The following is a 20,757-nucleotide window of genomic DNA, read 5'->3' as shown; positions in this document are numbered from 1 at the left end:
CCCACGATTCGTTGATGTCCTGTCAGCGATTGCTCTCAAGAAGAGCCGACTAGTAGACTACATATATGGGTTAGAAATAAACCTCCAAATCTCACTCAAGCTCCGACTCAATCGCGTCAATAGTGTTAAACAGATATTCGACAATCTGGTCTTCAATTCGCTCAGTAGTCATCCGGAACGGGGCGCCATCGATCGCCAGAGATCCTAAGACGCTTCCATCAGGTTTTGTTATCTTGGTACCTACACCCCGAAGCCCTTGCCGGTCTTCCTCATCGTTTATCGCGTATCCCTGTTCACGAACCTTCTCAAGTTCTTCTTTCAGTGCTGATCTCTTCGTGATCGTATTCTCAGTCAACTGGGGGAGCCCCCATTTATCGATGATATCGTCCACACGCTCCTCAGACATCTCTGCAAGCAATACCTTGCCGTTGGCTGTCGCATGCATGTACAGGTACTGTCCGATCTTGAAATCAGTCATTGCAGCTCCGCCAATGGTGTGCTCTATAACTATGAGCCGACCATTCTCCTCAACAGCAAAGTCAGTTTCCTCGGGGATCCTGTTCGCAAGTTCCTGCGCTTTCTCTCGTACCACACTAAACGTGGGTTCTTTCTGCTTGGCATGTTCGGTATGTGAAAGAAACCGCAATCCCAGTTGGTACTCGTCGTCATTCTTCACGAGATATCCGAGTTCTTCGAGTGTATTCAGATGGTAGTAGAGTGTGCTCTTGGGCAGGTCGAGGCGTGATTTGAGCTCGGTGAACGTGGTCCCATTTGTGTCTTGTACCGCCTGAATCACTGCAAACGATGTTTCCGTTGTCGTGAATGTCCGTTTTTCGGCGGTCATGAAGTACCAGTACATGGCCCCAGACAAAAAGGTTCGCATAACCCGAACTAGTCTAGAACCGTATCTTCTATGTCTGTGGTAACCAATGGCTACAATCTGAGTTTATAGATGCTGTCTAGACAGCCCCTCAGGTTCAGAGACTCAAGAGCCATTATTCGGATCTATACCGGTGTATATCTTCATAGCGGGCGAACGTGCCACGATAAGGTGTTCATATTATACGAACTAAGTGAAGGATAGTTTTTATCATGGTCGAGAAATCAGAGAATTGGGCTGTATTCATATGGGCCCCAAATGGAAACATTACAAGCATATTATTGTAATGGTGAGGTATCAACTTACGGGATGGAACAGCAGAACTTGTTATGGTTACCTCGGTAAACACCCCTCCAATTTGTTCACACTATTCGAACTCTGTGCAGTCGTCCAATCGTGTGCATAAATCCAATCGGCAAAGAGACACCTAGTTGAATAGCAGCTGAGCGATCCCCTCAGCACTATTTCCTTGATGGAGCCCAGTTTGCCGAACAGTGTCAAACCGTTTGTGATCGTCTAGCTGGTCATGCTCAGTAAGATGTTAATTGTTCAGACGCTACCAACATCGATGCTTGACCGACGTGAGGCGCGGGTTAAGCAACAAGATCGGTCATCCGACGGCAGAAGGCCTACTCCAACAAGACGTCCATCCAAGCTATCAAAATTACTTCAGCGGTCAAATATCGAGTATTCCGTAACCCTCAGTCGTCCACCGTCGTAATGTCAACTGAGAGGACCTGAACCATCTCAATGTCCTTATCGTTGTTCAGCGTCCACGCAGTGCGCTCAGTGACGGCCTCGTTGATATCCTCCTCGGCGTGAACGCGGAGGAATCCCGAGCGGTGGGAGTTTCAGGTTTGACGGTCTCACCGACCAGCCAGTCAGTGCGAATCTAACTGGCGGTTCACGGACTGAGTGGGTAGGAGTGCTGGGAGTGCCAAGCCCCCGGTACTCCTATCCTCGGTCATAGAGGAACTCCCAGGGTTGTTTTTGCCTCGCGGGAGTCCGGTAGACTTCGACGGACTCGGAGTTACTTTTGTGGTGTTTGCAAGCAGTCCGGCATCAGCGCTGGTGCATTATAGGAACCAGCTGTTCACCGGACTGGTTCCAGATACTGTCTCATTGCTTGGGCGGACAGGCTGCCTCCGTAGGACGGGTCGGAGTCCGCTCCGTTCCCACCGATTCCTCCTCTACAGTAGGTCAGCCGTTCACGTAACCGTCACCGTGAGAAACGTGGGGGGTGGCGTTTGAACGGTGGTCTGTCACCAGAAGTGACGGCGTGTATCCATGCCGTGAACGCCGTGGGATTGCGCCTGTTCAGGCTATAACGACCGCGTTCTTCCCGCCCATCTCACAAGCTGCAAGTTTCCCGGGCTGTTCAGCGACGTTCTTGGAAAGTTGTTGACCAACCTCGGCGGAGCCAGTAAAGAGAACGGTGTCGACCCGTTCGTCGTCGACGATTGCTGCGCCCGCATCACCGAATCCTTGGACAAGGTTGAAAACACCATCCGGAATGCCACTTTCCTCGAACATCTCCGCAATTATTTGGGCGCACCACGGCGTCTGTTCGGCAGGCTTCCAGACAACTGTGTTACCCTCGACCAACGAAACTGCCATGTGCCAAAACGGGATTGCGGCCGGGAAGTTCCAGGGGGTTATACAGCCCACGACTCCACGGGGATTGCGAAATTGATGGGATGATAGACGTTGTCCAACTCCAGTATGTTTATGCAACTGACGTCGAGAGGTGCAGGTAGAATCGACGCATGAATAGTACGAGTTCGACGACGACCGCCGCGAGAACGTCAGACGTCACACGGCTCACGCTCAAGATATGGCATCCAGATTGTTGGGGATTGCAGGCGACGGAGTAAGTAGACGCTGGATTGCTCATTCATACCGTTCATAGAACCGTCGATAAAACCGTCAAGGGGCATTTCACAGTGTACGCCGACACGACAGCACAACTCGATGAGTTCATCGAATTCACGGAAGGGTCAACGCTAACCCACTCGACGGTTGAGGTGGGACAGAGGTCGGTGAACATGGCACCAAACCCCGGTAATGCGGCCCGCGAGCTGTTTGTCGAGTTCGAACCTGAACACAGTATCAGCGAACAACTCGTTTCACAGGGGTTCATCCATGATGCGTTAGTTCGTGTTGAGAGCGGTGTTGAGTGTTGGCCGGTTTTCATTAATGGCGACCGTGGGGAGATTCATGACCGGCTCGAAACCATCCGGTCGGAAACCGACGCAGAGATTTCGATTAGCAATGTCATTTCGGCTGACGGTGCTGTGTCTGGTCCTGAGAATCGCCTCGATAGTCTTTCACCGCGCCAGCGTGAAGTGTTCAACCTTGCGTGCGAGCGTAACTATTACGGGTGGCCACGTGAAGCCACGACGCGTGGGCTCGCGGACGAACTCGATATCTCAAAGACGACGCTGCTCAAACATCTTCGGAAAGCTGAAGCTAAGCTCCTCAACCCTGATGTTGCTTAACCCCTTGCCGTTTTTTTATTCAGGATCAAAGTGGCGGAATCTTTTGGTTGGGTATCGATTTATAAGGAAGCAGTTCTATGTGAGACGTATGCTGCCTCCGATAGCTAATCAATTCGTTGCTGGAACAACCGCATCCGGTACATTAGATTACGTCTCGGACTGCAACTCGGATGGGATGGGTGCTATCGTAAACCTCCTTGGAGAACACTACGATGACCCCGAGCGCGCTGCCGCTGACACTGATACATACTGCCAACTTGTCTCGGAATTGGCCGCCCACGATATTGATGGCTGCATCTCAGTGAAACCGTCCCAGATAGGCATCGACATCAGCCCAGACGTGTTCGAATCAAACTTCACACGCATCGTTGAGACAGGGGCTAATCACGACGTGTTTGTCTGGTGTGATATGGAAGACCACACAACAACTGACACGACACTTGAGGCCGTTGAGGCGGCAGCACAAGATAATCCTCACGGCGTTGGCATCGCTATTCAGGCAAACCTCAAACGCACAGACGAGGATTTGCAGCGTCTGGTCGATGTTCCCGCAGCTGTTCGCTTAGTGAAAGGCGCATACGACGAACCAACCACCATCGCGTACGAGTCGAAAGCAGCGGTTAACGAGGCCTACAAAAGACACCTCGAATTCCTATTCCGGGAGTTCGACCAAGGCATTGCAGTCGGAAGCCATGACCCAGAGATGCTCGAAACCGCGACCGACCTCCACGAAGAGTACGGGACGCCGTTCGAGATCCAAATGTTGATGGGGGTCCGTGAGGACGCCCAACGTGAACTTGCGTCCGAGGGTTACGAAGTCAACCAGTATGTGCCATACGGGGATAAGTGGATCCAATACTTCTACCGGCGGGTTCGCGAACGCAAAGAGAACGCGCTGTTCGCGCTTCGTGCCATTATCGGTATCTGACTGAAGAGTTTACTCTAGGTTCGGGTAACTGTGCGGTATCCCATCCTTTAGGGGTAAATCGCTAACTGCACCAGTACTGCATGTCAGGGACCCACCGCTAAAGCGGTGGGCTTGTCAGTGGATTCCCGGTGTGGCCGATACTCTCGGCAGGCGAATAGTCGCCGTTCCCGTTCACTGTCCCTGACTTCAGCGCCACCTGACAGTTCGCGCGTCCAGCACCAGACTTGAGCCAGTGCTGAACAAGCCGCCACCCAATATTCCGGGCAGCGTTGTAATTCGCGTGAAGTTCCTTCCCACACTGCAGACATGCAAACTTATCACCACGACGATTCTCCTCGTGCGTGAATCCGCACGCAGAATGGCTACAACCGTCGACTCGTGTACTGCGGACGGTTATCGTCAACAACAATCCCACGTTCTTCGGCTTTGTACGCGACAAATTCCTGCAATTTCTTGAACGCCCACTGCTGGAACTTCTTCCCGTTCGAGATTCGTTCCCGAATCTGCTTCAGGTTCTCAAACGTGATAGCGTCACAGTCGTACCGACGAGCTTCGAGAACGATAGCGAGGGCAACTCGGTGCAGGTAGTCCTCAATCCAATTGCCGAATCGATTGCCAATACGCTTGAGTGTGAGATGAGCGGCGGTGTTCAGATAAGGATTGAAAGGTGAGGCGGAGCGTTTTCTGAGTGATCTATGCCTGAAAACGCCCGCCTCAACGGGAATATCGGCCAGATCGACTTAGCGTTTGTTGAACGAGAAGCGACACCGCAGCTGCTGATGAAGCTCAGTATTCAACTCCACCTTGCTGGACTCTCGCTTTCGAATACTGTTTCTATTCTTGATATATTCAGTGTCGAGCGCGCTCGATCAACCGTTCATAATTGGGTTCACAAGGCCGACCTACAGCCTGAATCTGGTCGGTGTCCGGATCACATCGCGATTGATGAGACTGTGATCCAACTCGACGACGAACAATATTGGCTGTACGCCGCTGTCGATCCCGAAATAAATGAATTACTGCATACAAAGCTTGAACCGACGACAACGAAGGTTCTCGCTCATTCGTTTCTGACGGAACTCTCCGAGAAACACGACGTCTCCGACGCCATGTTTCTCGTCGATGGATCGCACTCGTTACAAGACGCGTGTCAGCGTCACGGCTTCAATTTCAGATACGAGAAACATGGAAATCGGAATGCTGTCGAAAGTGTCTTCCACGAGATAAAATGGCGAACTCTCTGTTTCTCAAACTGTTTCAGCAACGCCGAATCAGAAACTGCCGACGACTGGCTCAGATCGTTCAGCTTCGCATGGAATCAGCTTATCTGAACACTACCACAATGGGGTGGCAAAAGACTATATATTAGTCATAGCTACTTGGCTGTCGAACGATGCTAGATGAACCCCAGATACCAAGGGAGTGGAATCGAATTGAGACGATCGAATCGCATACAGGAGGTGAACCGCTTCGAATCATCGTTGACGGTTTTCCTGAGTTGGAGGGGGATACGATTCTTGAACGGCGTCGTCAGATGCAAAACGAGCATGACGACCTTCGGTCCGCACTAATGTGGGAGCCTCGTGGACATGCGGACATGTACGGTGCAATTCTCACTGAACCAGTCACTGACCAAGCGGACGTTGGTATCCTATTCACAACCAACAAGGGGTATAGTTCAATGTGCGGCCACGGTATTATTGCATTAGGAACAGCCCTCCTCGAGGCCCAGATGCTCCCCTCGAGTCCGCCGGAAAAAACGGTTGCCTTCGACACACCAGCGGGACTCGTTACTGCGACATCCAAACTTGATAACGGGAGAGTGACTTCAGTCTCGTTTGAGAACGTTCCGTCATTTGCCCCGCTGTTAGATCAAACTGTCGACGTACCGGAGATCGGGACAATTGAATTTGACTTGGGATACGGCGGTGCGTTCTACGCATACTGCGACGCCGATCAGTTAGATCTTGACCTCTCGCCCGATAACGCCGACGACCTCAGCAGGGCTGGGATGGCAATCAAACGCGCCGTATCGGACTCGTTCAATATTGAACACCCAATTGAGGATGACCTGAGTTTCCTATATGGAACAATCTTCAGAGAAAAGTCCACAACTCAAGGGTGCGATAGCAAAAACGTATGTGTCTTTGCCGATGGTCAGATTGACCGTTCACCGACTGGTACCGGTGTAAGTGGTCGACTTGCGATCCAACATAAGCGCGGCAATCTTGACATAGGTGAAGAATTCGTCGTAGAGAGTATCATCGATACTGTCTTTCGCGGGAAGATATCCCGCGAAGAGGAGTATGGTGGCTATGACGCTGTTATCCCTCAGATTACTGGAAGTGCTCACATTACCGGAAGAAATGAATTTGTGATTGATCCGGAAGACCCTCTCCGTGACGGGTTCTTCATTAGATAGGAACTGCTACTACAGGCACTGTCTAGTTCTGGAGTTCCTCGATCGGTGTGGCACTGTCTAGTTAAGTGAGTTTGAGAAGTGAGCAGATCGTTGAATTGATCAACCAAGATGCTCGCAGACCTACTCATCAAGAGCTATGAACCGGACTTAGAAGAATCCGGGGAGAACGAGCGCGGTTCTGTTTAGTTAAGGATGAAGAGTGAGGCGAGAGTTATTTCTGCTGACCATGGCGGACATTACTCACCTCAATGGCTGTAGAACTGGCTTGAGTTAGGGGTTGTGGAGCGAGAATAGACACCGACCAAGCTGTTGAGCCTCGGTATTCGACTCCATTTGGCTTGCCTCTCACCTTCGGATACCGTCAAAGAGCTTGAGAAGTTCGGTGTCCAACGGTCGCGGAAAGCCATCCCAGATTGGCCGGGAGAAAGCTGATCTACAGCCCGTCAGAGACGCCGGCCCGGATCAGATTGCGGTTGGTGAAACGGTGATCCGCATCGACGGCCAGCAGTACTGGCTGTACGCTGCCGTCAATCCAACTCAATCAAATTCCGGCATGTACGGCTGTTCCCAACTACAACGACGGTATTAACGGAACAATTCTTGCGGGAACTCCGCGGGAAACACGACGTCGAAGACGCCGTGTTTCTCGTCGATCACGCCCAGCATCTCAAAACAGCACTGCAGGGTGTTGGGCTCCGATTCCAGACGGTTCGCCACGGGAATCGGAATGCTGTCGAACGTATCTTCCGAGAGATGAAACGACAAACAGCCTCGTTCAGTAACATTTCTATCCACATCAATTCAGCAATATCGGAATCGTGGTTGCAAGCGTTCGCCGTCGGGTGGAACTCGCTAAACTAAACACAACCTCAGAGAAACAACAAACACTCTTGTCAAATGAGGCGTACAACGCCCTCATAGAGTGGGTTGGAATTGTGTGCCTCGACTGGTTGACAGCGGTTGCGACCCGCTGACGGCGCAGCCGAAGCGGACCGCTGTTGACGAACGCTGTCAAGCGTAACGATAAGTGGTCTTGATTGTATGCTGCAATAGATATCGGCACGAAGCTGATTCTCGATGTCGCGTTGTTCGGACGACATGGCACCGATACGGCGGCTGCGTTTCTCGTCAATCAGTTCGGCTATCGGACTGTCCATGCTCAATTAGGGTTGAGCGGTCGGGTCAACTATACTAACCGAAACCTCATCGAAAAATGGGTTCACGCCCCCCAAGATGCGGGTCGACCACTTCCATAATTCCTGGGTCGACAGTCGGTTGAGCGTACGGGAGTGGCTTGAATAGTTCATGCATTACTGCAACCGCCACAGACCGCATCAATCGCTCAATTGTAAAACACCGATCGAGGAGGTCCATAACTAGACAGTGTTTTCTGTGATTTCGTTTAGTGCAACGTCCTGCGCCGTTAACTGATGTGTGATTGTATCGATTACGTGGACGTTCTCCGGTGAGGATGCAGGGACAATCCAGAATAGTTTGAATACCGTCTCGTTGCGTAGCGTCTGGATGTCTGGCGTGCTAAATGACTTATACTTGCGCGTAATCTTGCGCCGAACGAACGAGTACGCTGTATCCGCAGCCGCTTCCTGATCCAATTGTGGATTCAAAAGAGAGGTCGCTGAAAGCGACCGCGACTCAATCTCTGGATACACGTCGTTCTTCCGGCACGTCCCAGTGAGCAAGTCCACAGTCACAGACATCGACACAGTCCTGTTCTCCAATACCTTCCGGGTGATCTCGATGTCGAATTCTAACAGCTGCTTTGGAAACCCAAGCACCCGAACTGCATCCTGATCCGCAGAAAGCCCATGCTGTGCGAGGACACCATCGAGGGATCCATTCGGGCAAATGACGTCCACGTCTTGCATTTGACTCACGAAACTGTGCTAGATGTTATCCGCGACGTCACCATGACCGGCCGCTGACTCCGCAAACCGATCATAGGAGAAGAAACTCCCATCAACTAACGATGTTGACCCGGTCGTGATCAGGTCGGACATAATCTTGCCCACGGCGGGCGCTTGCTTGAAGCCGTGTCCGGAGAACCCGCAGGCGAAATAACAGCCGTCTGGACCAACCTCATCCAAGATGAAGTCATGATCAGGTGTCGTTGAGTAGACGCCACAGTACTGTCCCTGTATCCCTGCCTCGCGGAGGTCAGGAATCATCTCACCAAGTTCCTCGGTCAACTCAAGAAGGATTTCCTCATCGGGCGTGTTGTCGTAGCGGTCGGGGTCGACTTCCTCGCCAGTATGATGCGTGGCAACGAGAATACCATCACCAAAGTCAGGCCGAATATACCACTCACCACCCGGGAGCGCTGTCGTGGGAACCAGCGACGGATACTCGCGTTTGTAGTCTTTGGGCGGATCGAGAATGAGGACCTGCTCGCGTGTCACCGTAATCGGAATGTCAACATCCACGGTTTCGCCGAGCCGCGGTGTCCAGGGCCCGGCCGCTACGACGACCTCCTCACAAGCAATCTCTCCATCCTCCGTTTCAACACCCACAACAGCCCCGTCGTCAGTGTTAATCGATTCAACGCCAGTGCCAGTAATTACGGTCACGCCGTTGCGTCGCGCCGCACGATCGAATCCATTCGCGGCATCAGCCCCATCAGAGTACGCCGCCTCGTCATCAGAAATCCCGAAATCAAAGTCTTCCACGCCAGAAATCATGGGATACTCCTCAAGCAGCTCATCTCCCTCATGCCGCGACACGGGGATATCTAACTCAGAGAGAACATCGTAGCCGGCTTCAGCGTACGCACCGCCCTGCGTATCGCCGTTTGCAAACCGAACCATCGGATTGTCCTCATGAGCAATCACTTCGCCAGTTTCCTCATCGAAATTACGGTAGAACTGGTGGCTCCACCACGCCATTTTACTATAGATCTCTTGGTCGCCGTAGTGGTGGCGGAGAATTGCAGAAGAATCACCAGTCGATCCCGTCCCGATTTGATTCTTCTCAACAAGCGTGATATCCAGATCCGTCTCCTTAGAAAGGAAAAACGCCGTGCTAGTACCCATAATCCCACCGCCAATAATGACAATATCGGACTCAGAGGGCAACGTATCCTGTCCAGGCATACGTCAACAAAGCCTACCACTTCATTTCAACATTTGGTTCTCAAAGTCCCGCCGGTGCACGTTGACCGCCTCTCAAGGCCGAAACGTGTGGTCGAGGAGATCATAGTTGACGGCCTCCTCCAGCTAAAGCCGGAGAAATACTAGGTTAGAGATTTCAGATTTGGCAGTGACGGCACGTATCCACGGCCTGAAGGCTGTCTGGTCAGCACTGGGGTTCGAACGCCAGCTCGTCGCTGTTGAACGAGTACTGGCTGAGATCGTGTTTCTCGCAGACGTCAGTGAGGTGCTTAGGCTGCAGATACGCTTTCTCGATGAGGTGCTCAAACACTACGGTGATGTCGTCGCCGTCAACAGAGGTGACGATGGCGAGGTCGGGGTTGTTGTAGTCGGGTTTGATGACGTAGTCTCCGGGGGTGAATGGCTGGTCGGCGTAGGTGAGGTTTTCGTGTTTGTAGGAGTAGAGTTGGATGTCTTGGTCGTCGCAGTAGGAGGCGAGTTTGGCTGGGTGGATGGTTCGCCAGTCGCTGGGGCCCTCATCAAGGGCGCTGGGGAACGCGACACTGACGGCTTCGCCCTCCATCTGTTGGCCGTACAACGTTTCATTCTCCTCAGGAGGGAGTACCTCGACAACGACCGCGACTGAGGGGTCTTCATCAACGGCTTTGACGACGCGGTCGCCGGGCTGGAAGGGGTTCTGTGGTTTCTGGTTGAGATGGGCGGTGTTCGGGCCGAGGTCGTGGAGTTCGTTCATCGGCCGTGTCGCAAGGTGGGCGAGTTTCTCGGGTTCCTCCCCGGAATATTCGTCCTGTGTCCGGACTTTCGATTTCAGGGTCTCGGTGCGCTCCCAGCCGAGGAGAATGAGCGCATCCTCGTTGTCGCGATGCCAAACCATGACGAGAATGTCGTCGTCAGGGTCGTTCTCGAGAAGTTTAGCGGGTTGGAACGCAGAGACGTCACGGCTTGTTTTGACGTCAACAGTGTAGTCGAACACCTCGAAGTCATAGGCAGCGAAACTCTCGGGGTTGCAGCGCCGAATTCCCTCCTCGTTTTTCCAATTCCACATCTCGACAGGGAGGTATTCACGACAGAACTGCTCGAACGCGAGTTCACCGAGATTCCCGATACGTTTGACATCGACGTTGTCAGTGCCCTGGATGACGGCTTGGTGATGGGCGCGTTCACGATCAATAATTTGCGATAATATCGTCGATAGAGGTGGAACATGTATCTAACCCCATATTTAAAAATATACTATAAGAAGAAATCATCTGGACACCGGCATACATACTAAACCCTGTTCGTTCACTCCACCATCCTATTTCAATAAGTATAATGTATTTTCTGGCTATTTTCCAAATGTATATATTGTAATATCGTAGTTTAGTACTCAAGTGGAAAGAATAATACGGGCGGGGTGGAAGGCGTAGTTAATGGCAAGTAACGATTCGACATCGCTTGACACTCATAGGGACGCCAGTCGGTTCCAGTTCCTCTTTGAGAACGTCCAGGATGCAATCGTCGAGTTCGAGCTGCACAACAAGGATCCAATCGTCGCGACGATCAACGACTCGTTCTGCGAGATGTTCGGCGTAAATCGCGAGGATGTCGTAGGCGAATCGCTGAATGATCTGATTGTCCCGAGTAAACGGATGACAGAGAGTGACCGCTTCGACCAGCGCACCGCAGCAGGCAAACCGAACTACGCCATCGTCGATCGTCGTACCGAGCACGGGCTCAAAACGCTCCTCTACCGTGGTATTCCCTACGACGACGGTGACCGAGGATTCGCGCTGTACACCGATCTCACCGATGAAATCCGCCAGGAGCGCGAGCTAGCTGTCCTGAATCGCGTACTCCGATATAACCTCTCGGAAGAAGTCGACACGCTGCTCGAGCACTCCGAACGGCTCGTCGAGAACGTTTCCGACCCCGGTCTTGCCGATTCTGCGCAGAAAATCAAGAGGAGCACACTCGCACTTGACCGGATGAGTGACGAAGCCAGAGACCTCGAACGGGTGCTAGACGCTAACCCAACACTGGAACCAACCGACCTCAACGAGGCAGTACAGGACGCGCTTGATGATGTACCATTAGTCGAGTATGCCGACGTAACCGTTGGCTTGGGCGACGTCCCGTCTGTCTTGTCCGGTGGTCATCTCGACCGTGCAATCGCTGCACTCGTTGATAACGCAATTCGTTACACCGATGCTCAAACGCCCGAAGTGAGGATCACTGCCGATACCGCGGCCGAAACAGTTGCACTGACTGTGAGTGACGACGGGCCGGGCCTCCCTGATCAAGAGCGCGGCATTCTTACCGAAGAGGTCGAACTCACACCGCTTGACCACGGGAGTGGCCTCGGTCTCTGGCTGGTCCGCTGGATCGTCACGGCCTACGACGGCGATGTCTCTTACGAAGAGCGGACCAACGGCGGGAGCGATATCACGCTTGAACTTGCATCTGCGTCCCGGACCTGACCGCTACAGGAATGCTGTAACGGGGCGCTGACCATTTCTACGACTTCAGTCAAAGAAAAATCGGTTTCTCCAATTCGTTTGTCCTCTGTGTTTCCCGGAATCCGGTTAACCAACAGATCCGAAACAAGCCGTTTCGAGTGATGTTACAGTCAGTAGGCGCGGGTGCACCATCGTCTTAATCAACAAAACTATGGAATAATGGGGCGTGTTGGTTAACACGCGAGCAGCCGATGTCCGACGAACCCCCGCACCCACCAGCAAGCCTCCCAACGGCGATCGTCACCACGCTCAGCGAGTTGACCCCGGCGCGTCTCCGTGACGTTGCCTGTTATCGCGGCCGGCCACGTGTTCGTCGTCGGTCCCATGGGGCTACTCGCTCTCGCGCCCGAAAAGAGCGAGTAGAATAGCCGCTTTGAGGCGGTGGTTCTTGCGGATACCACTATTGTACTGGTAGTAAACCGTACAGGTAACTTGTTAGGGCACTGTCTAGTTCTGGACCTCCTCGGTCGGTGTTTTTCCATCGAGAGCTTGGTGCGGTCTGTGTCGGTTGTAGTAATGCATAAACTGTTCAAACAACTTGTGGACGCTCGACCGACTTCTTACCCACGAATTATGGAATCAGTCAATTCAAATTTTGAGAGTGTTAAACCACTTTTCGATGAGGTTTCGGTCAGTATAGTTGACCCAACTACTCAATCCTAATCGAACCACGGCAGTCCGAGTCCCGAATTGGCCAACGAGAAATTTAGCTCCCCTGAAAGATCATGTTTCTCTTGGAATTTCTGCAGAAACGTAGCCGCTGGACTAATGCCATATCGCCCGAACAACGTGACACCGAGGAATAACTTTGTGCCGATGCCTATGGCAGTATACAGTCAAGACCACTCACCGCTAACCTTGACAGCAGTCTCGTCGACGCCGGCTCGCTTCGGCCGCGCCTCAGGCGGGTCGCAGCCGCTGTCAGCCAGCCGACTCACCCAGTTCCAAACCACTCCATGAGAACGTTGTACGCCTAATTCCGCTAAGATCGTCGTTGTTTCTCGGAGCGAACAACCGGTCTGATGGGGGCAGACGGCGAACGCTCATCAGGGCGTTCGCCGTCCGCTCATTCTCCCAATTCTCTTCTAAATCCGGTTCATAGCGCTCGCTGAGCAGGTCTGCGAGCATCTAATCAATTTACTCAACGACCTGCTCACTTCTCAAACCGCAGAATTTGATAACTTCTGTTTATGGCGAATGTCCTTCACTCATATGCGAGTCTGAGTTCAATCTCGTTTGAGGCCGTTGTGACTAAGTCGATGAGCTCTTGACGATATGAGCTTTGCTTGATTCGTGCTGTCGGTTCTGCGATTGCGATAGCGCCATGAACCTCGTCGTCGACGACAATCGGCGCGGCGATCGCAGAAACACCTTCTGCGGTTTCGTGCTCGTTAATCGCGTAACCTTGTTCCCGAATCGACTGAAGCTCCGTCTCTAATTCCGCTATTGTCGAAATCGATTCTGGAGTCTTCTGCGGGAGACCGTGCTGGTCTACAACCCATTGAACGTGGTCGTCTGGAGAAAACGCAAGCATGGCTTTCCCGGATGCCAGACAGTGCATGTATTCGTGCTTCCCGAGGCGCTCATGCGTCTCGATAGAGCGCTCCCCTAGTTCCTGAGCTAGATAGACTGCTTTCCCATGTTCCTCGACGAGAAGCCATACTGCTGAGTCCGTTTCCTCGGCTAGTTGCTTGAGATTCGTCCTTGACTTCGATAATATCGGAAAGCGATTTCGGGCGTGTACACCTCTGTCTAGAAACTGCAGAGAAAGCTCGTATTCCCCCTCATCTTTCGAGAGATATTCGATGTGGGAGAGTGTTTCGAGGTAATTGTACAGCGTGCTGTCTGATACCTCAACATGGTTAGAAAGTTCGGTAAATGTGGCTCCATCTAAGTCTTGGATCAGCTCGACGAGTTCGAAGACCCGCTCCGCCGTTTTGATCCGGCGGCTTTGTTTGTCTGTGTTTTCCATGTTACTCCCTATCTCACAATTATAGTATAAACTTTTGCGACTCGCCGCGGAATAGTATCACACCAATAGATTTGTAATGCCAATAGTATTGTCTTAGCTCATACTGCTTCGCTAAAACCAAACACCACCCCGCTCTTTCTCACGTCTACCTCCGCCTCCACCCTCTCCCAACCAGGTTATTTCGGGTATATCGAACTCTCCAGAAAATTAGGGGGTTAACAACCAACTCGGTCCACACCACGCTCCAAACCGACAGTGGGGGAACCCCACGGCTTTAGCCGTGGGAGGATGTCAGTCCAGGTTGTTGCCACCGAGCACCCGGCCTGCACCAGGGACCTGTGTGCTAAGATTGAGATGGTCCAGGATCTCGTACGTCGTTGCAGTCGCAGCAGAGAATACTGGCAGACCAAACTTATCTTCTGCAGCCTGAATCGCTGCCAGGGACGGCATCTGAACACAGGATGAAAGAACGAGAGCATCAGCATCCTCCGTGTTTAGGTCCTCTGCAATCGAAAGTAGATTCCGTTGGTCGAGCTGCGCTACCTCGAGATTGTCGGGACACTCGAGTGCCTCATAATCGATGACGTCGACACCAGTATCCTCGAAGTACTCAATCATCGTCTCCACGAGTTCTTCCATATACGGGGCGATCAGCACCACATTCTCAGCCTCCAACCGTTCAAGCGACCGAACGAGCGCACCAGCACTGGTCACGACGGGTGCACCCCCACCATTTTCGACGGTTTTCTGGTGGAGTTTGGCCTCGCTCTCTTCGTGGTATCCTGGCCCCTGCGCCATAATCCCGATCAAGCAGGCGTACGCGATTACATCGCAACGAGCGTCCGAAAGCAGTGTCGCACATTTCTCCGACTGCTCGTCCATCCGTTCTAACTCCTCCGCAGTTACACTCTGCATCCGCATCCGACTAGAATGGAAGGTGAAGCTCTCCTCGTAGATCTCAGGGCGATTGTCTAACATCGCAGGGACCTCTGTCTCCATCGTGACGTTTGAGCTTGGGACAATCATCCCAACCCGGAAATTGTCTGTCATAGCGCAGTCAGAGATTCTTCGCTTACCACGATAAGCCTTGGGAGGACCGCAAGTATCTATTCTAAAGTCAGCTCTGCGCCCCCCAAACCAGAATCAGCGTGGCTCCATTCCAAACAACAGTAAACTATATCACTCGTCTCCCATAATCAGTTATGCATGGGAATGTCTACCGACCAGTTAGACCAAGACCGTGAGGTCCCTGAACAAGCGTTCGAGGACCACATCATCGACCTGGACTTCCACGTCAACCCGATGGAAGAGGAGTTACTGTCGTACGTCGACGACAGCGTGGTGCGAGATAAACTCTCAACCGAGTTCGGTGCCACCCCAGTCCAAGGCAAGTGGGACGCCGCTTTCGCAATCAAAGAAGGCACTGAAGGACTATTCACGCAAGGCCGGGCCAAATACGCCGATGACGTTCGTGAAGCCTGCGAGAAATTCGCCATCGACGAGCCCGTCGTAAATCCGGGGATTAACAACCTCAATCTCCAGCATCATCCTGTCTTGAAAAACGGCATCGTGCAAGCGGCGAACGACTATATGCTGGACCACTTCGCTGACGAAGGCGTGGCGACGTCGATGATGATTCCGAAATGGGACCCTGAATACGCCGTTGAGGAGATTGAACGGGTTGGCAACGAGGATAATATCGTTGCGGCATACTCATGGTTCGACCCGAAAGTCCCGTGGGGGAGCGAGCAGTTCGACCCCGTCTTCGAAGCTCTGGTTGAAAACGACCTGCCGCTGTTGCTTCACGGCTCACTCGCGTACTGGCCACAGCAGTCCTACATCGGGGACGAGATGCTGACCTGGACTGAGGTGCTCGGCTTTGATTGGCCGATCCATGGCATGGTCAACGTGGTCAACATGATCATGCGTGGCGTCTTCGACCGTTTCCCCGAGCTGAATGTTGTCCTCCAAGAAGCGGGGCACTGGTGGGTGCCGTTCGTCCGCTATCGCATGGACGAATTCTACGAGATGCATCCGGAAGACATCAAAATCACACCTCGAAAGCACAACTCCGGTGACCAATATCTCGACAGGACCCCAAGCGAGTATCTCCGCGACAACTTCTACCTCTGCACACAGCCGTTCGCACTCCCCCGGAATGCGGGCGATGCAGAGAATATGTTGAATCTCAGCCTCGCAGAAGACATGTTCATCTATTCCAGCGACTGGCCACACCAGACGCTTGACCCGCCGACGTGGTTCTACACGTCTCGCGCCTTCGATGATGACACCCGGGAGTCAATCCTCCACAAAAACGCCGAAGAGATCCTCCAGCTCGCATAATAATGAGTGCAAAATCACCATCCGACGACCGCTTCACCAAAGTCGCCGAAACGGATGAAATCGAACAGGGCGACGGGATCGCTGTAGACGTGAACGGGATTGAAGTCGCCGTGTTCAACGTCAACGGTGATTTCTACGCGATTAGTAACGTGTGTGCTCACCAGTGCGCTCCACTTGATAAGGCTGGGGAACAGAAGATCAACGCCGACGACACGTGGACAGACACGCGTGGCGGGGTTAACGAAGACGCTTGCACCGTAAGCTGCCCCTGGCATCTCTGGGAGTGGGACCTCGAAACCGGCGAACACGAGGCATCCGGGAAGCGCATCGGTACCTTCGACGTCGAAGTAGCTGACGGAGACGTGTACGTCGGAATCTGACCTGTCTGTCACGCGCCCTCTCATCTCGGTTTCCGCGGTCTGATTTACATGGGGCACCTGAGTACCGATACCCACCCTCATAGCGGTCTCTGAGTGTCTATCAGGACGATGTGGCTCCTGCCTACACGTCGCAACGGTGTAGTCACGGCGAGTGCGGATTCACCCACGAGGATAATCGTGATGGTGACGAGTTCGAGTGCCTGAAGTGCGGAAAGGAACTCCACAGCGACTACAACGCCGCTCGGAATATCGGGTGGCGTCTCGTCCAGCACTGGCTCAAGTCTGGTGCTGGACGGGCCACCAGTCAACTGCCCCTCAAGTCAGGGACGCTGAACGCGAACGGTCAATTCCGACCTTCCGCGTTACGCGGGTAGAGCGGGAGTCCACTGACAAGCCTCGGGCTTGACCCCGAGGCGGTTGACCGAGGCCACGTTCGTGGTCGAAGCTAGCCTCACTACGCAGGTATTCGTCGTAATCGTCACCGGTGCGCAGGCTATTTTCTTCCCGGCCCCAGCTCCGATGATGGTCGACATGTTCGACGACATCCCCATGCGGTTCCGGGACTTGTTCGTGCTGCTGGTGCTGCGAACAGTGTCGCTCGTGCCGATTGCCGCAGCCCTAACACATGGTGCGGCTGTCTCGGCCTAATCTGAACTGGAGAGGCGATGGCCGACTAGGTCAAAATCGTGTGCGTTCTGTGGGAGGGCAGACGACAGCCAGCGCGTTGAGCGCGGGCTGTATGTCTGTGAGGAGTGTGGGCTGGTCGCTAATGCTGACGTGAACGGAGCCGAGAACATCCGACAGAAGGTACTCCCGAATCTCGCCTGTGATGGGGGAGATAGGGATAACGGCTGGATGGCACAGCCAGCGGTGCGCCTGTTCGACAAATCCACGGGCAGAGTACGCCCACAAGAACAGGTGGCCCGCGAACCATAATCTCCCAACGCTCGGGAAACCGCGCCGTTCACGGCGCGGAGGATATCATACCGCGAGCGAGTTCGCATTTGCATCCAGCGAAAACACAGGCGTTTGTGGTTAAGCGTGCGTGTTGACCAGCTCGGCAAAGACGTCCTTCAAGACGACTACTGCTGGCCGCCTTTCGTGACGTGGACGTCCTCGAAGCGCATGTCGCGCTCCGTGACGTCGACGAGCATTCGGCCGACATCCTCGATTTCGGCGTCGATGGTGTCGCCGTCGGAGAGCTCGCTAACGCCTTCCGGCGTGCCGGTGGTGATAACGTCGCCCGCTTCGATGGTCGCGCCCAGCGAGGCGTACTCGACGATATCCGCGCACGTGTACACCATGTCCCCCGTGTTCTCGTCCTGCTTGCGCTCGCCGTTCAACTCCAGTTCCATCTGGAGGTCCTGGGGGTCATCGATCTCGTCGGCCGTGACGACCGCCGGCCCGATCACCGTGAACGTATCGTAGGACTTCCGGTTCGAGCGGTCCTGGTCGCCGCGCACGGAGATGTCCAGCAGAATCGTGTACCCGAAGATGTGATCCCAGGCATCCTCCGCGTCGACGTCCTTGACGTCGTCACCCATGACGAACGCCAGTTCGATTTCGTGGTCGACGCGCCGGTCCGAGAACGGCAACTCGACACCGTGATCCGGGCCGACGACACTCGAGGGCGCTTTCAGGAAGTAGCCTTTGTCCTCGATGCTGAACCACTCCTCGGTGGTGATGTCGCGGTCCGCGAGCGCCTCCTCGATGTGGTTCTCGTAGTTCAGCGGCGCTGCGATGACTTTCCCGGGGCGCTCGACGGGGGAGCCGAGTTCGACCTCGCTGCGGTCGTAGTCGGGGTCTTCGTCGGCGTACTCGCTGGCGTCGTAGTCGCCGTTGATGTACTCGACGAGCGGGTCGGCGGCGTCGATGCCGAGACGGTCAGTGAGGTCGACGACGCCGTCGTCGTCAGTGAGCAAGCCCAGTCGGTCCTCGTTGAAGCGAACGAATCGCATGTATCCTGATGGGTCGACCACCCTCATAAATCATCGGACTTCATCGGCCATCGAGGCGAATACCCCGCCCCTCGAGGTCAAGAGGAATCTAGTACCCGATGACGGAACCTCCGCACGATAACGATACAGACTCCCAACTAACTATCGTCGTGAGCCGATTTGTACGATACTACGACCGGTTCGATGTCATAGAAACTGCTGTGGATGGCGAGTCGTTCTTGGCTCGGGCATAAATGGTCAGAAAGGCCGGCAGGACGTTGTTGGGGTCAAAGTTCTGGTTTTCACATAGCCGAAGAAAATTGGAACGGCGCTCGAAGAGGATTTTTGGGGTACTGAGGCGGCCAGCACCAGAATGGCGGGAGGGGATAGTTCGGGACCTTATTTTACAGGTGATTCAAGTGGATCCGCCAGTGACGTTCCTTATCCGGAGATTCTGGGATCGATGTGCCGAAGAGCCGCCGGTGGAGCGTCCAACCGAGTTCGATATTTCTGAAGCTGAGTGTGTTGCCCAGGAATTACATCCATATTGTTGTAATCCTTTCCTCCTTATCGTGCTTCTGGATGAATGGATGGGCACTGTAGATGTAGCACGGTGATTGCGGGAACCGCTTTACGCGTCTTCTGGATTGCTGTTAGTTAGAACGCGTGTGCCGCAATACTCTACTCGCCTCACCGGCAAACCCGTCGTACGTAAACTGAATCCCAGATCAAAAAAAAGGTTTTACAGGTGCGTCCACGCAGCTGTCACATTAGGTTCTACTTCATGGCTATCGAAGTCTCGAGTTCATCGACGGCGTTCTGAAGTAAGTCGGCGAGTTCCTCGTCCGGGGGAAGTCGATACGGTGGGCCCGAGACGTCTAGTGATCCGAAGACGCGACCGTCTGAGTCGTTAACCGGTACGGCTACTGAACGGAGTCCTTCTAAAGCCTCCTGGTCGTTGACAGCATATCCGCGCTCTCGTGTTCGTGCGAGTTCGGCGCGGAGTTCGTCTCTGTCGACGATGGTGTTCTCCGTCTCTTGTGGTAGTCCCCACCGATCCAAAATCGCTTCGCGCCGGTCCTCGTCGAATTCGGCGAGCATGGCCTTGCCGCTGGCCGAGTTATGCATGTAGAAGTAGCGGCCGACCTGGTACCCCTCGCTCGCGGGGTTGTTGGTCTCGTCGAAGAGGATGATGCTGCGACCGTTCTCCTCGACGGCGAAGTTGACCTCCTCGTTCGTCACGTCGGCGAGTTCGAACGCCTTCTCTTTCGCCAGCCGGTACCGCTCGTCGCGGTACCGGGCGATTTCCCCAAGATGGAAAAGCTTGAGACCAAGGTGGTACTCGTCGCCGGCTTTCGTGATGTACCCGAACCCCTCCAGGGTGTTGAGATGCGTGTACAGCGTGCTCGAGGAGAGACCCATGTGGTCGGCGATCTCCGAGAGCGTCGCACCGCCGAGCTCCTCGATGGCGTCGACGATGCGCAGCGACGTCGCCGTGGTCTTCCGCCACTCGCCGTCGTTTACGCGTTCCATACGTACGTCTACCCAGCAAGACCCTTAAATCTGGGTCCGCTGGACGTAACTCCACTCTGGGGAAAACAAATACCGATTTACTCAGACTGAATATCCACTATATAAGTGAAAATATCCGGCATTACTATGCGAATGAAAACTTTCTATCCGGATAGGCCGTCTACTACCCGATCTGAGAACCAGAAAAGGCCACCGTCCGTGGCCAAACAGCGAACTCTTCCCCACATTTCGAACTCTGGTG

The 20,757-nt window shown here is 53.7% G+C and carries 16 protein-coding genes and 8 pseudogenes; 12 read left to right on the top strand and 12 right to left on the bottom strand.

The annotated features are described in order from the left end of the window. Positions 1-91: 91 nt before the first annotated feature. Both LPA46_RS17515 and LPA46_RS17510 read right to left on the bottom strand, forming a co-directional pair. Positions 92-844: an IclR family transcriptional regulator gene (locus tag LPA46_RS17515; protein WP_230893632.1), complete on the bottom strand. Its 753-nt coding sequence runs from the start codon at positions 842-844 to the stop codon at positions 92-94. Between the two features lie 1,359 nt (positions 845-2,203). Continuing rightward, positions 2,204-2,566 (bottom strand): annotated as a pseudogene (locus tag LPA46_RS17510) (aldehyde dehydrogenase family protein); the annotation flags it as partial. Between the two features lie 146 nt (positions 2,567-2,712). On the opposite strand from LPA46_RS17510, the pseudogene LPA46_RS17505 reads away from it, so the two are divergent. Continuing rightward, positions 2,713-3,378: pseudogene (locus tag LPA46_RS17505) on the top strand (helix-turn-helix domain-containing protein). Positions 3,379-3,466: 88 nt separating this feature from the next. Next, positions 3,467-4,306 (top strand): proline dehydrogenase family protein, encoded by an 840-nt coding sequence (locus tag LPA46_RS17500; RefSeq protein WP_230893630.1) that lies wholly within the window; start codon positions 3,467-3,469, stop codon positions 4,304-4,306. Positions 4,307-4,403: 97 nt separating this feature from the next. Here the strand turns inward: LPA46_RS17500 and LPA46_RS17495 are convergent, their stop codons facing one another. Together LPA46_RS17495 and LPA46_RS17490 are read right to left on the bottom strand one after the other, a co-directional pair. Beyond that, positions 4,404-4,721 carry a transposase gene (locus LPA46_RS17495; RefSeq protein WP_230893629.1) on the bottom strand — a complete coding sequence of 106 codons (318 nt, stop codon included), beginning with the start codon at positions 4,719-4,721 and terminating at the stop codon, positions 4,404-4,406. Beyond that, entirely contained in the window at positions 4,669-4,869 is a 201-nt protein-coding gene (locus LPA46_RS17490; protein ID WP_230893635.1) for an IS200/IS605 family accessory protein TnpB-related protein, read from the bottom strand. The genes LPA46_RS17495 and LPA46_RS17490 overlap by 53 nt, the downstream gene beginning before the upstream one ends. Positions 4,870-5,001: 132 nt before the next feature. Between LPA46_RS17490 and LPA46_RS17485 the strand changes: the two genes are divergently transcribed. The 4 genes and pseudogenes from LPA46_RS17485 to LPA46_RS17470 form a co-directional block, all read left to right on the top strand. After that, on the top strand, positions 5,002-5,637 hold the full coding sequence (locus LPA46_RS17485) for an IS6 family transposase (protein WP_230893628.1): 636 nt from the start codon (positions 5,002-5,004) through the stop codon (positions 5,635-5,637). A 62-nt stretch (positions 5,638-5,699) separates the two neighbouring features. Further along, positions 5,700-6,728, top strand: coding sequence for a proline racemase family protein (locus tag LPA46_RS17480; protein ID WP_230893627.1), 1,029 nt, complete (start codon positions 5,700-5,702; stop codon positions 6,726-6,728). A gap of 226 nt (positions 6,729-6,954) precedes the next feature. Then, positions 6,955-7,589: pseudogene (locus tag LPA46_RS17475) on the top strand (IS6 family transposase). A 40-nt stretch (positions 7,590-7,629) separates the two neighbouring features. Continuing rightward, positions 7,630-8,108, top strand: a pseudogene (locus LPA46_RS17470) (IS6 family transposase); the annotation flags it as partial. Here the strand turns inward: LPA46_RS17470 and LPA46_RS17465 are convergent. From LPA46_RS17465 to LPA46_RS19305, 3 genes are all read right to left on the bottom strand, one after another. Continuing rightward, on the bottom strand, positions 8,105-8,614 hold the full coding sequence (locus LPA46_RS17465) for a hypothetical protein (protein ID WP_230893626.1): 510 nt from the start codon (positions 8,612-8,614) through the stop codon (positions 8,105-8,107). The pseudogene LPA46_RS17470 and the gene LPA46_RS17465 overlap by 4 nt on opposite strands. A gap of 18 nt (positions 8,615-8,632) precedes the next feature. After that, positions 8,633-9,835 carry an NAD(P)/FAD-dependent oxidoreductase gene (locus tag LPA46_RS17460; protein WP_230893625.1) on the bottom strand — a complete coding sequence of 401 codons (1,203 nt, stop codon included), beginning with the start codon at positions 9,833-9,835 and terminating at the stop codon, positions 8,633-8,635. A 202-nt stretch (positions 9,836-10,037) separates the two neighbouring features. After that, the gene (locus tag LPA46_RS19305) at positions 10,038-11,039 is read right to left on the bottom strand and encodes a hypothetical protein (protein WP_442908273.1); all 1,002 of its coding nucleotides are present in this window, start codon (positions 11,037-11,039) and stop codon (positions 10,038-10,040) included. A gap of 226 nt (positions 11,040-11,265) precedes the next feature. Between LPA46_RS19305 and LPA46_RS17445 the strand changes: the two genes are divergently transcribed. Further along, complete coding sequence (locus LPA46_RS17445; RefSeq protein ID WP_230893622.1) at positions 11,266-12,312, top strand: PAS domain-containing sensor histidine kinase; 1,047 nt, start codon at positions 11,266-11,268, stop codon at positions 12,310-12,312. Positions 12,313-12,798: 486 nt separating this feature from the next. Here LPA46_RS17445 and LPA46_RS17440 read toward each other — a convergent pair. The 3 genes and pseudogenes from LPA46_RS17440 to LPA46_RS17430 form a co-directional block, all read right to left on the bottom strand. Then, positions 12,799-13,479 (bottom strand): annotated as a pseudogene (locus LPA46_RS17440) (IS6 family transposase). A gap of 76 nt (positions 13,480-13,555) precedes the next feature. Then, positions 13,556-14,323 (bottom strand): IclR family transcriptional regulator, encoded by a 768-nt coding sequence (locus LPA46_RS17435; protein ID WP_230893621.1) that lies wholly within the window; start codon positions 14,321-14,323, stop codon positions 13,556-13,558. 291 nt (positions 14,324-14,614) lie between these two features. Next, positions 14,615-15,373, bottom strand: coding sequence for a maleate cis-trans isomerase family protein (locus LPA46_RS17430; RefSeq protein WP_230893620.1), 759 nt, complete (start codon positions 15,371-15,373; stop codon positions 14,615-14,617). A 162-nt stretch (positions 15,374-15,535) separates the two neighbouring features. Between LPA46_RS17430 and LPA46_RS17425 the strand changes: the two genes are divergently transcribed. The 5 genes and pseudogenes from LPA46_RS17425 to LPA46_RS17405 form a co-directional block, all read left to right on the top strand. After that, positions 15,536-16,666, top strand: a complete 1,131-nt coding sequence (locus tag LPA46_RS17425) for an amidohydrolase family protein (protein WP_230893619.1) — start codon at positions 15,536-15,538, stop codon at positions 16,664-16,666. A gap of 2 nt (positions 16,667-16,668) precedes the next feature. Next, positions 16,669-17,046: a Rieske (2Fe-2S) protein gene (locus LPA46_RS17420; protein WP_230893618.1), complete on the top strand. Its 378-nt coding sequence runs from the start codon at positions 16,669-16,671 to the stop codon at positions 17,044-17,046. A gap of 92 nt (positions 17,047-17,138) precedes the next feature. Next, positions 17,139-17,420: pseudogene (locus tag LPA46_RS17415) on the top strand (zinc ribbon domain-containing protein); the annotation flags it as partial. A gap of 52 nt (positions 17,421-17,472) precedes the next feature. After that, a pseudogene (locus LPA46_RS17410) lies at positions 17,473-17,694 on the top strand (YjiH family protein); the annotation flags it as partial. Between the two features lie 30 nt (positions 17,695-17,724). After that, positions 17,725-17,982, top strand: a pseudogene (locus tag LPA46_RS17405) (zinc ribbon domain-containing protein); the annotation flags it as partial. A gap of 146 nt (positions 17,983-18,128) precedes the next feature. On the opposite strand, the gene LPA46_RS17400 reads toward LPA46_RS17405, so the two are convergent. Both LPA46_RS17400 and LPA46_RS17395 read right to left on the bottom strand, forming a co-directional pair. After that, entirely contained in the window at positions 18,129-19,004 is an 876-nt protein-coding gene (locus LPA46_RS17400; RefSeq protein WP_230893615.1) for a fumarylacetoacetate hydrolase family protein, read from the bottom strand. Between the two features lie 756 nt (positions 19,005-19,760). Beyond that, entirely contained in the window at positions 19,761-20,516 is a 756-nt protein-coding gene (locus tag LPA46_RS17395) for an IclR family transcriptional regulator (protein ID WP_230893614.1), read from the bottom strand. Between the last annotated feature and the right edge of the window lie 241 nt (positions 20,517-20,757).

The organism is Halobacterium sp. KA-6 (genome assembly GCF_021029015.1).
GTDB lineage: Archaea > Halobacteriota > Halobacteria > Halobacteriales > Halobacteriaceae > Halobacterium.
The sequence above is the reverse complement of the archived record's forward strand: the minus strand, read 5'-3'. Positions and strand labels throughout refer to the sequence as shown.

Coding starts and splice junctions, on each gene's coding strand:
- LPA46_RS17480 (WP_230893627.1), top strand. CDS start 5,700: ATGCTAGATGAACCCCAGATACCAAGGGAGTGGAATCGAATTGAGACG.
- LPA46_RS17465 (WP_230893626.1), bottom strand. CDS start 8,614: ATGCAAGACGTGGACGTCATTTGCCCGAATGGATCCCTCGATGGTGTC.
- LPA46_RS17395 (WP_230893614.1), bottom strand. CDS start 20,516: ATGGAACGCGTAAACGACGGCGAGTGGCGGAAGACCACGGCGACGTCG.
- LPA46_RS17420 (WP_230893618.1), top strand. CDS start 16,669: ATGAGTGCAAAATCACCATCCGACGACCGCTTCACCAAAGTCGCCGAA.
- LPA46_RS17445 (WP_230893622.1), top strand. CDS start 11,266: ATGGCAAGTAACGATTCGACATCGCTTGACACTCATAGGGACGCCAGT.
- LPA46_RS17500 (WP_230893630.1), top strand. CDS start 3,467: ATGCTGCCTCCGATAGCTAATCAATTCGTTGCTGGAACAACCGCATCC.
- LPA46_RS17430 (WP_230893620.1), bottom strand. CDS start 15,373: ATGACAGACAATTTCCGGGTTGGGATGATTGTCCCAAGCTCAAACGTC.
- LPA46_RS17400 (WP_230893615.1), bottom strand. CDS start 19,004: ATGCGATTCGTTCGCTTCAACGAGGACCGACTGGGCTTGCTCACTGAC.
- LPA46_RS17515 (WP_230893632.1), bottom strand. CDS start 844: ATGACCGCCGAAAAACGGACATTCACGACAACGGAAACATCGTTTGCA.
- LPA46_RS17460 (WP_230893625.1), bottom strand. CDS start 9,835: ATGCCTGGACAGGATACGTTGCCCTCTGAGTCCGATATTGTCATTATT.
- LPA46_RS17435 (WP_230893621.1), bottom strand. CDS start 14,323: ATGGAAAACACAGACAAACAAAGCCGCCGGATCAAAACGGCGGAGCGG.
- LPA46_RS17425 (WP_230893619.1), top strand. CDS start 15,536: ATGTCTACCGACCAGTTAGACCAAGACCGTGAGGTCCCTGAACAAGCG.
- LPA46_RS17485 (WP_230893628.1), top strand. CDS start 5,002: ATGCCTGAAAACGCCCGCCTCAACGGGAATATCGGCCAGATCGACTTA.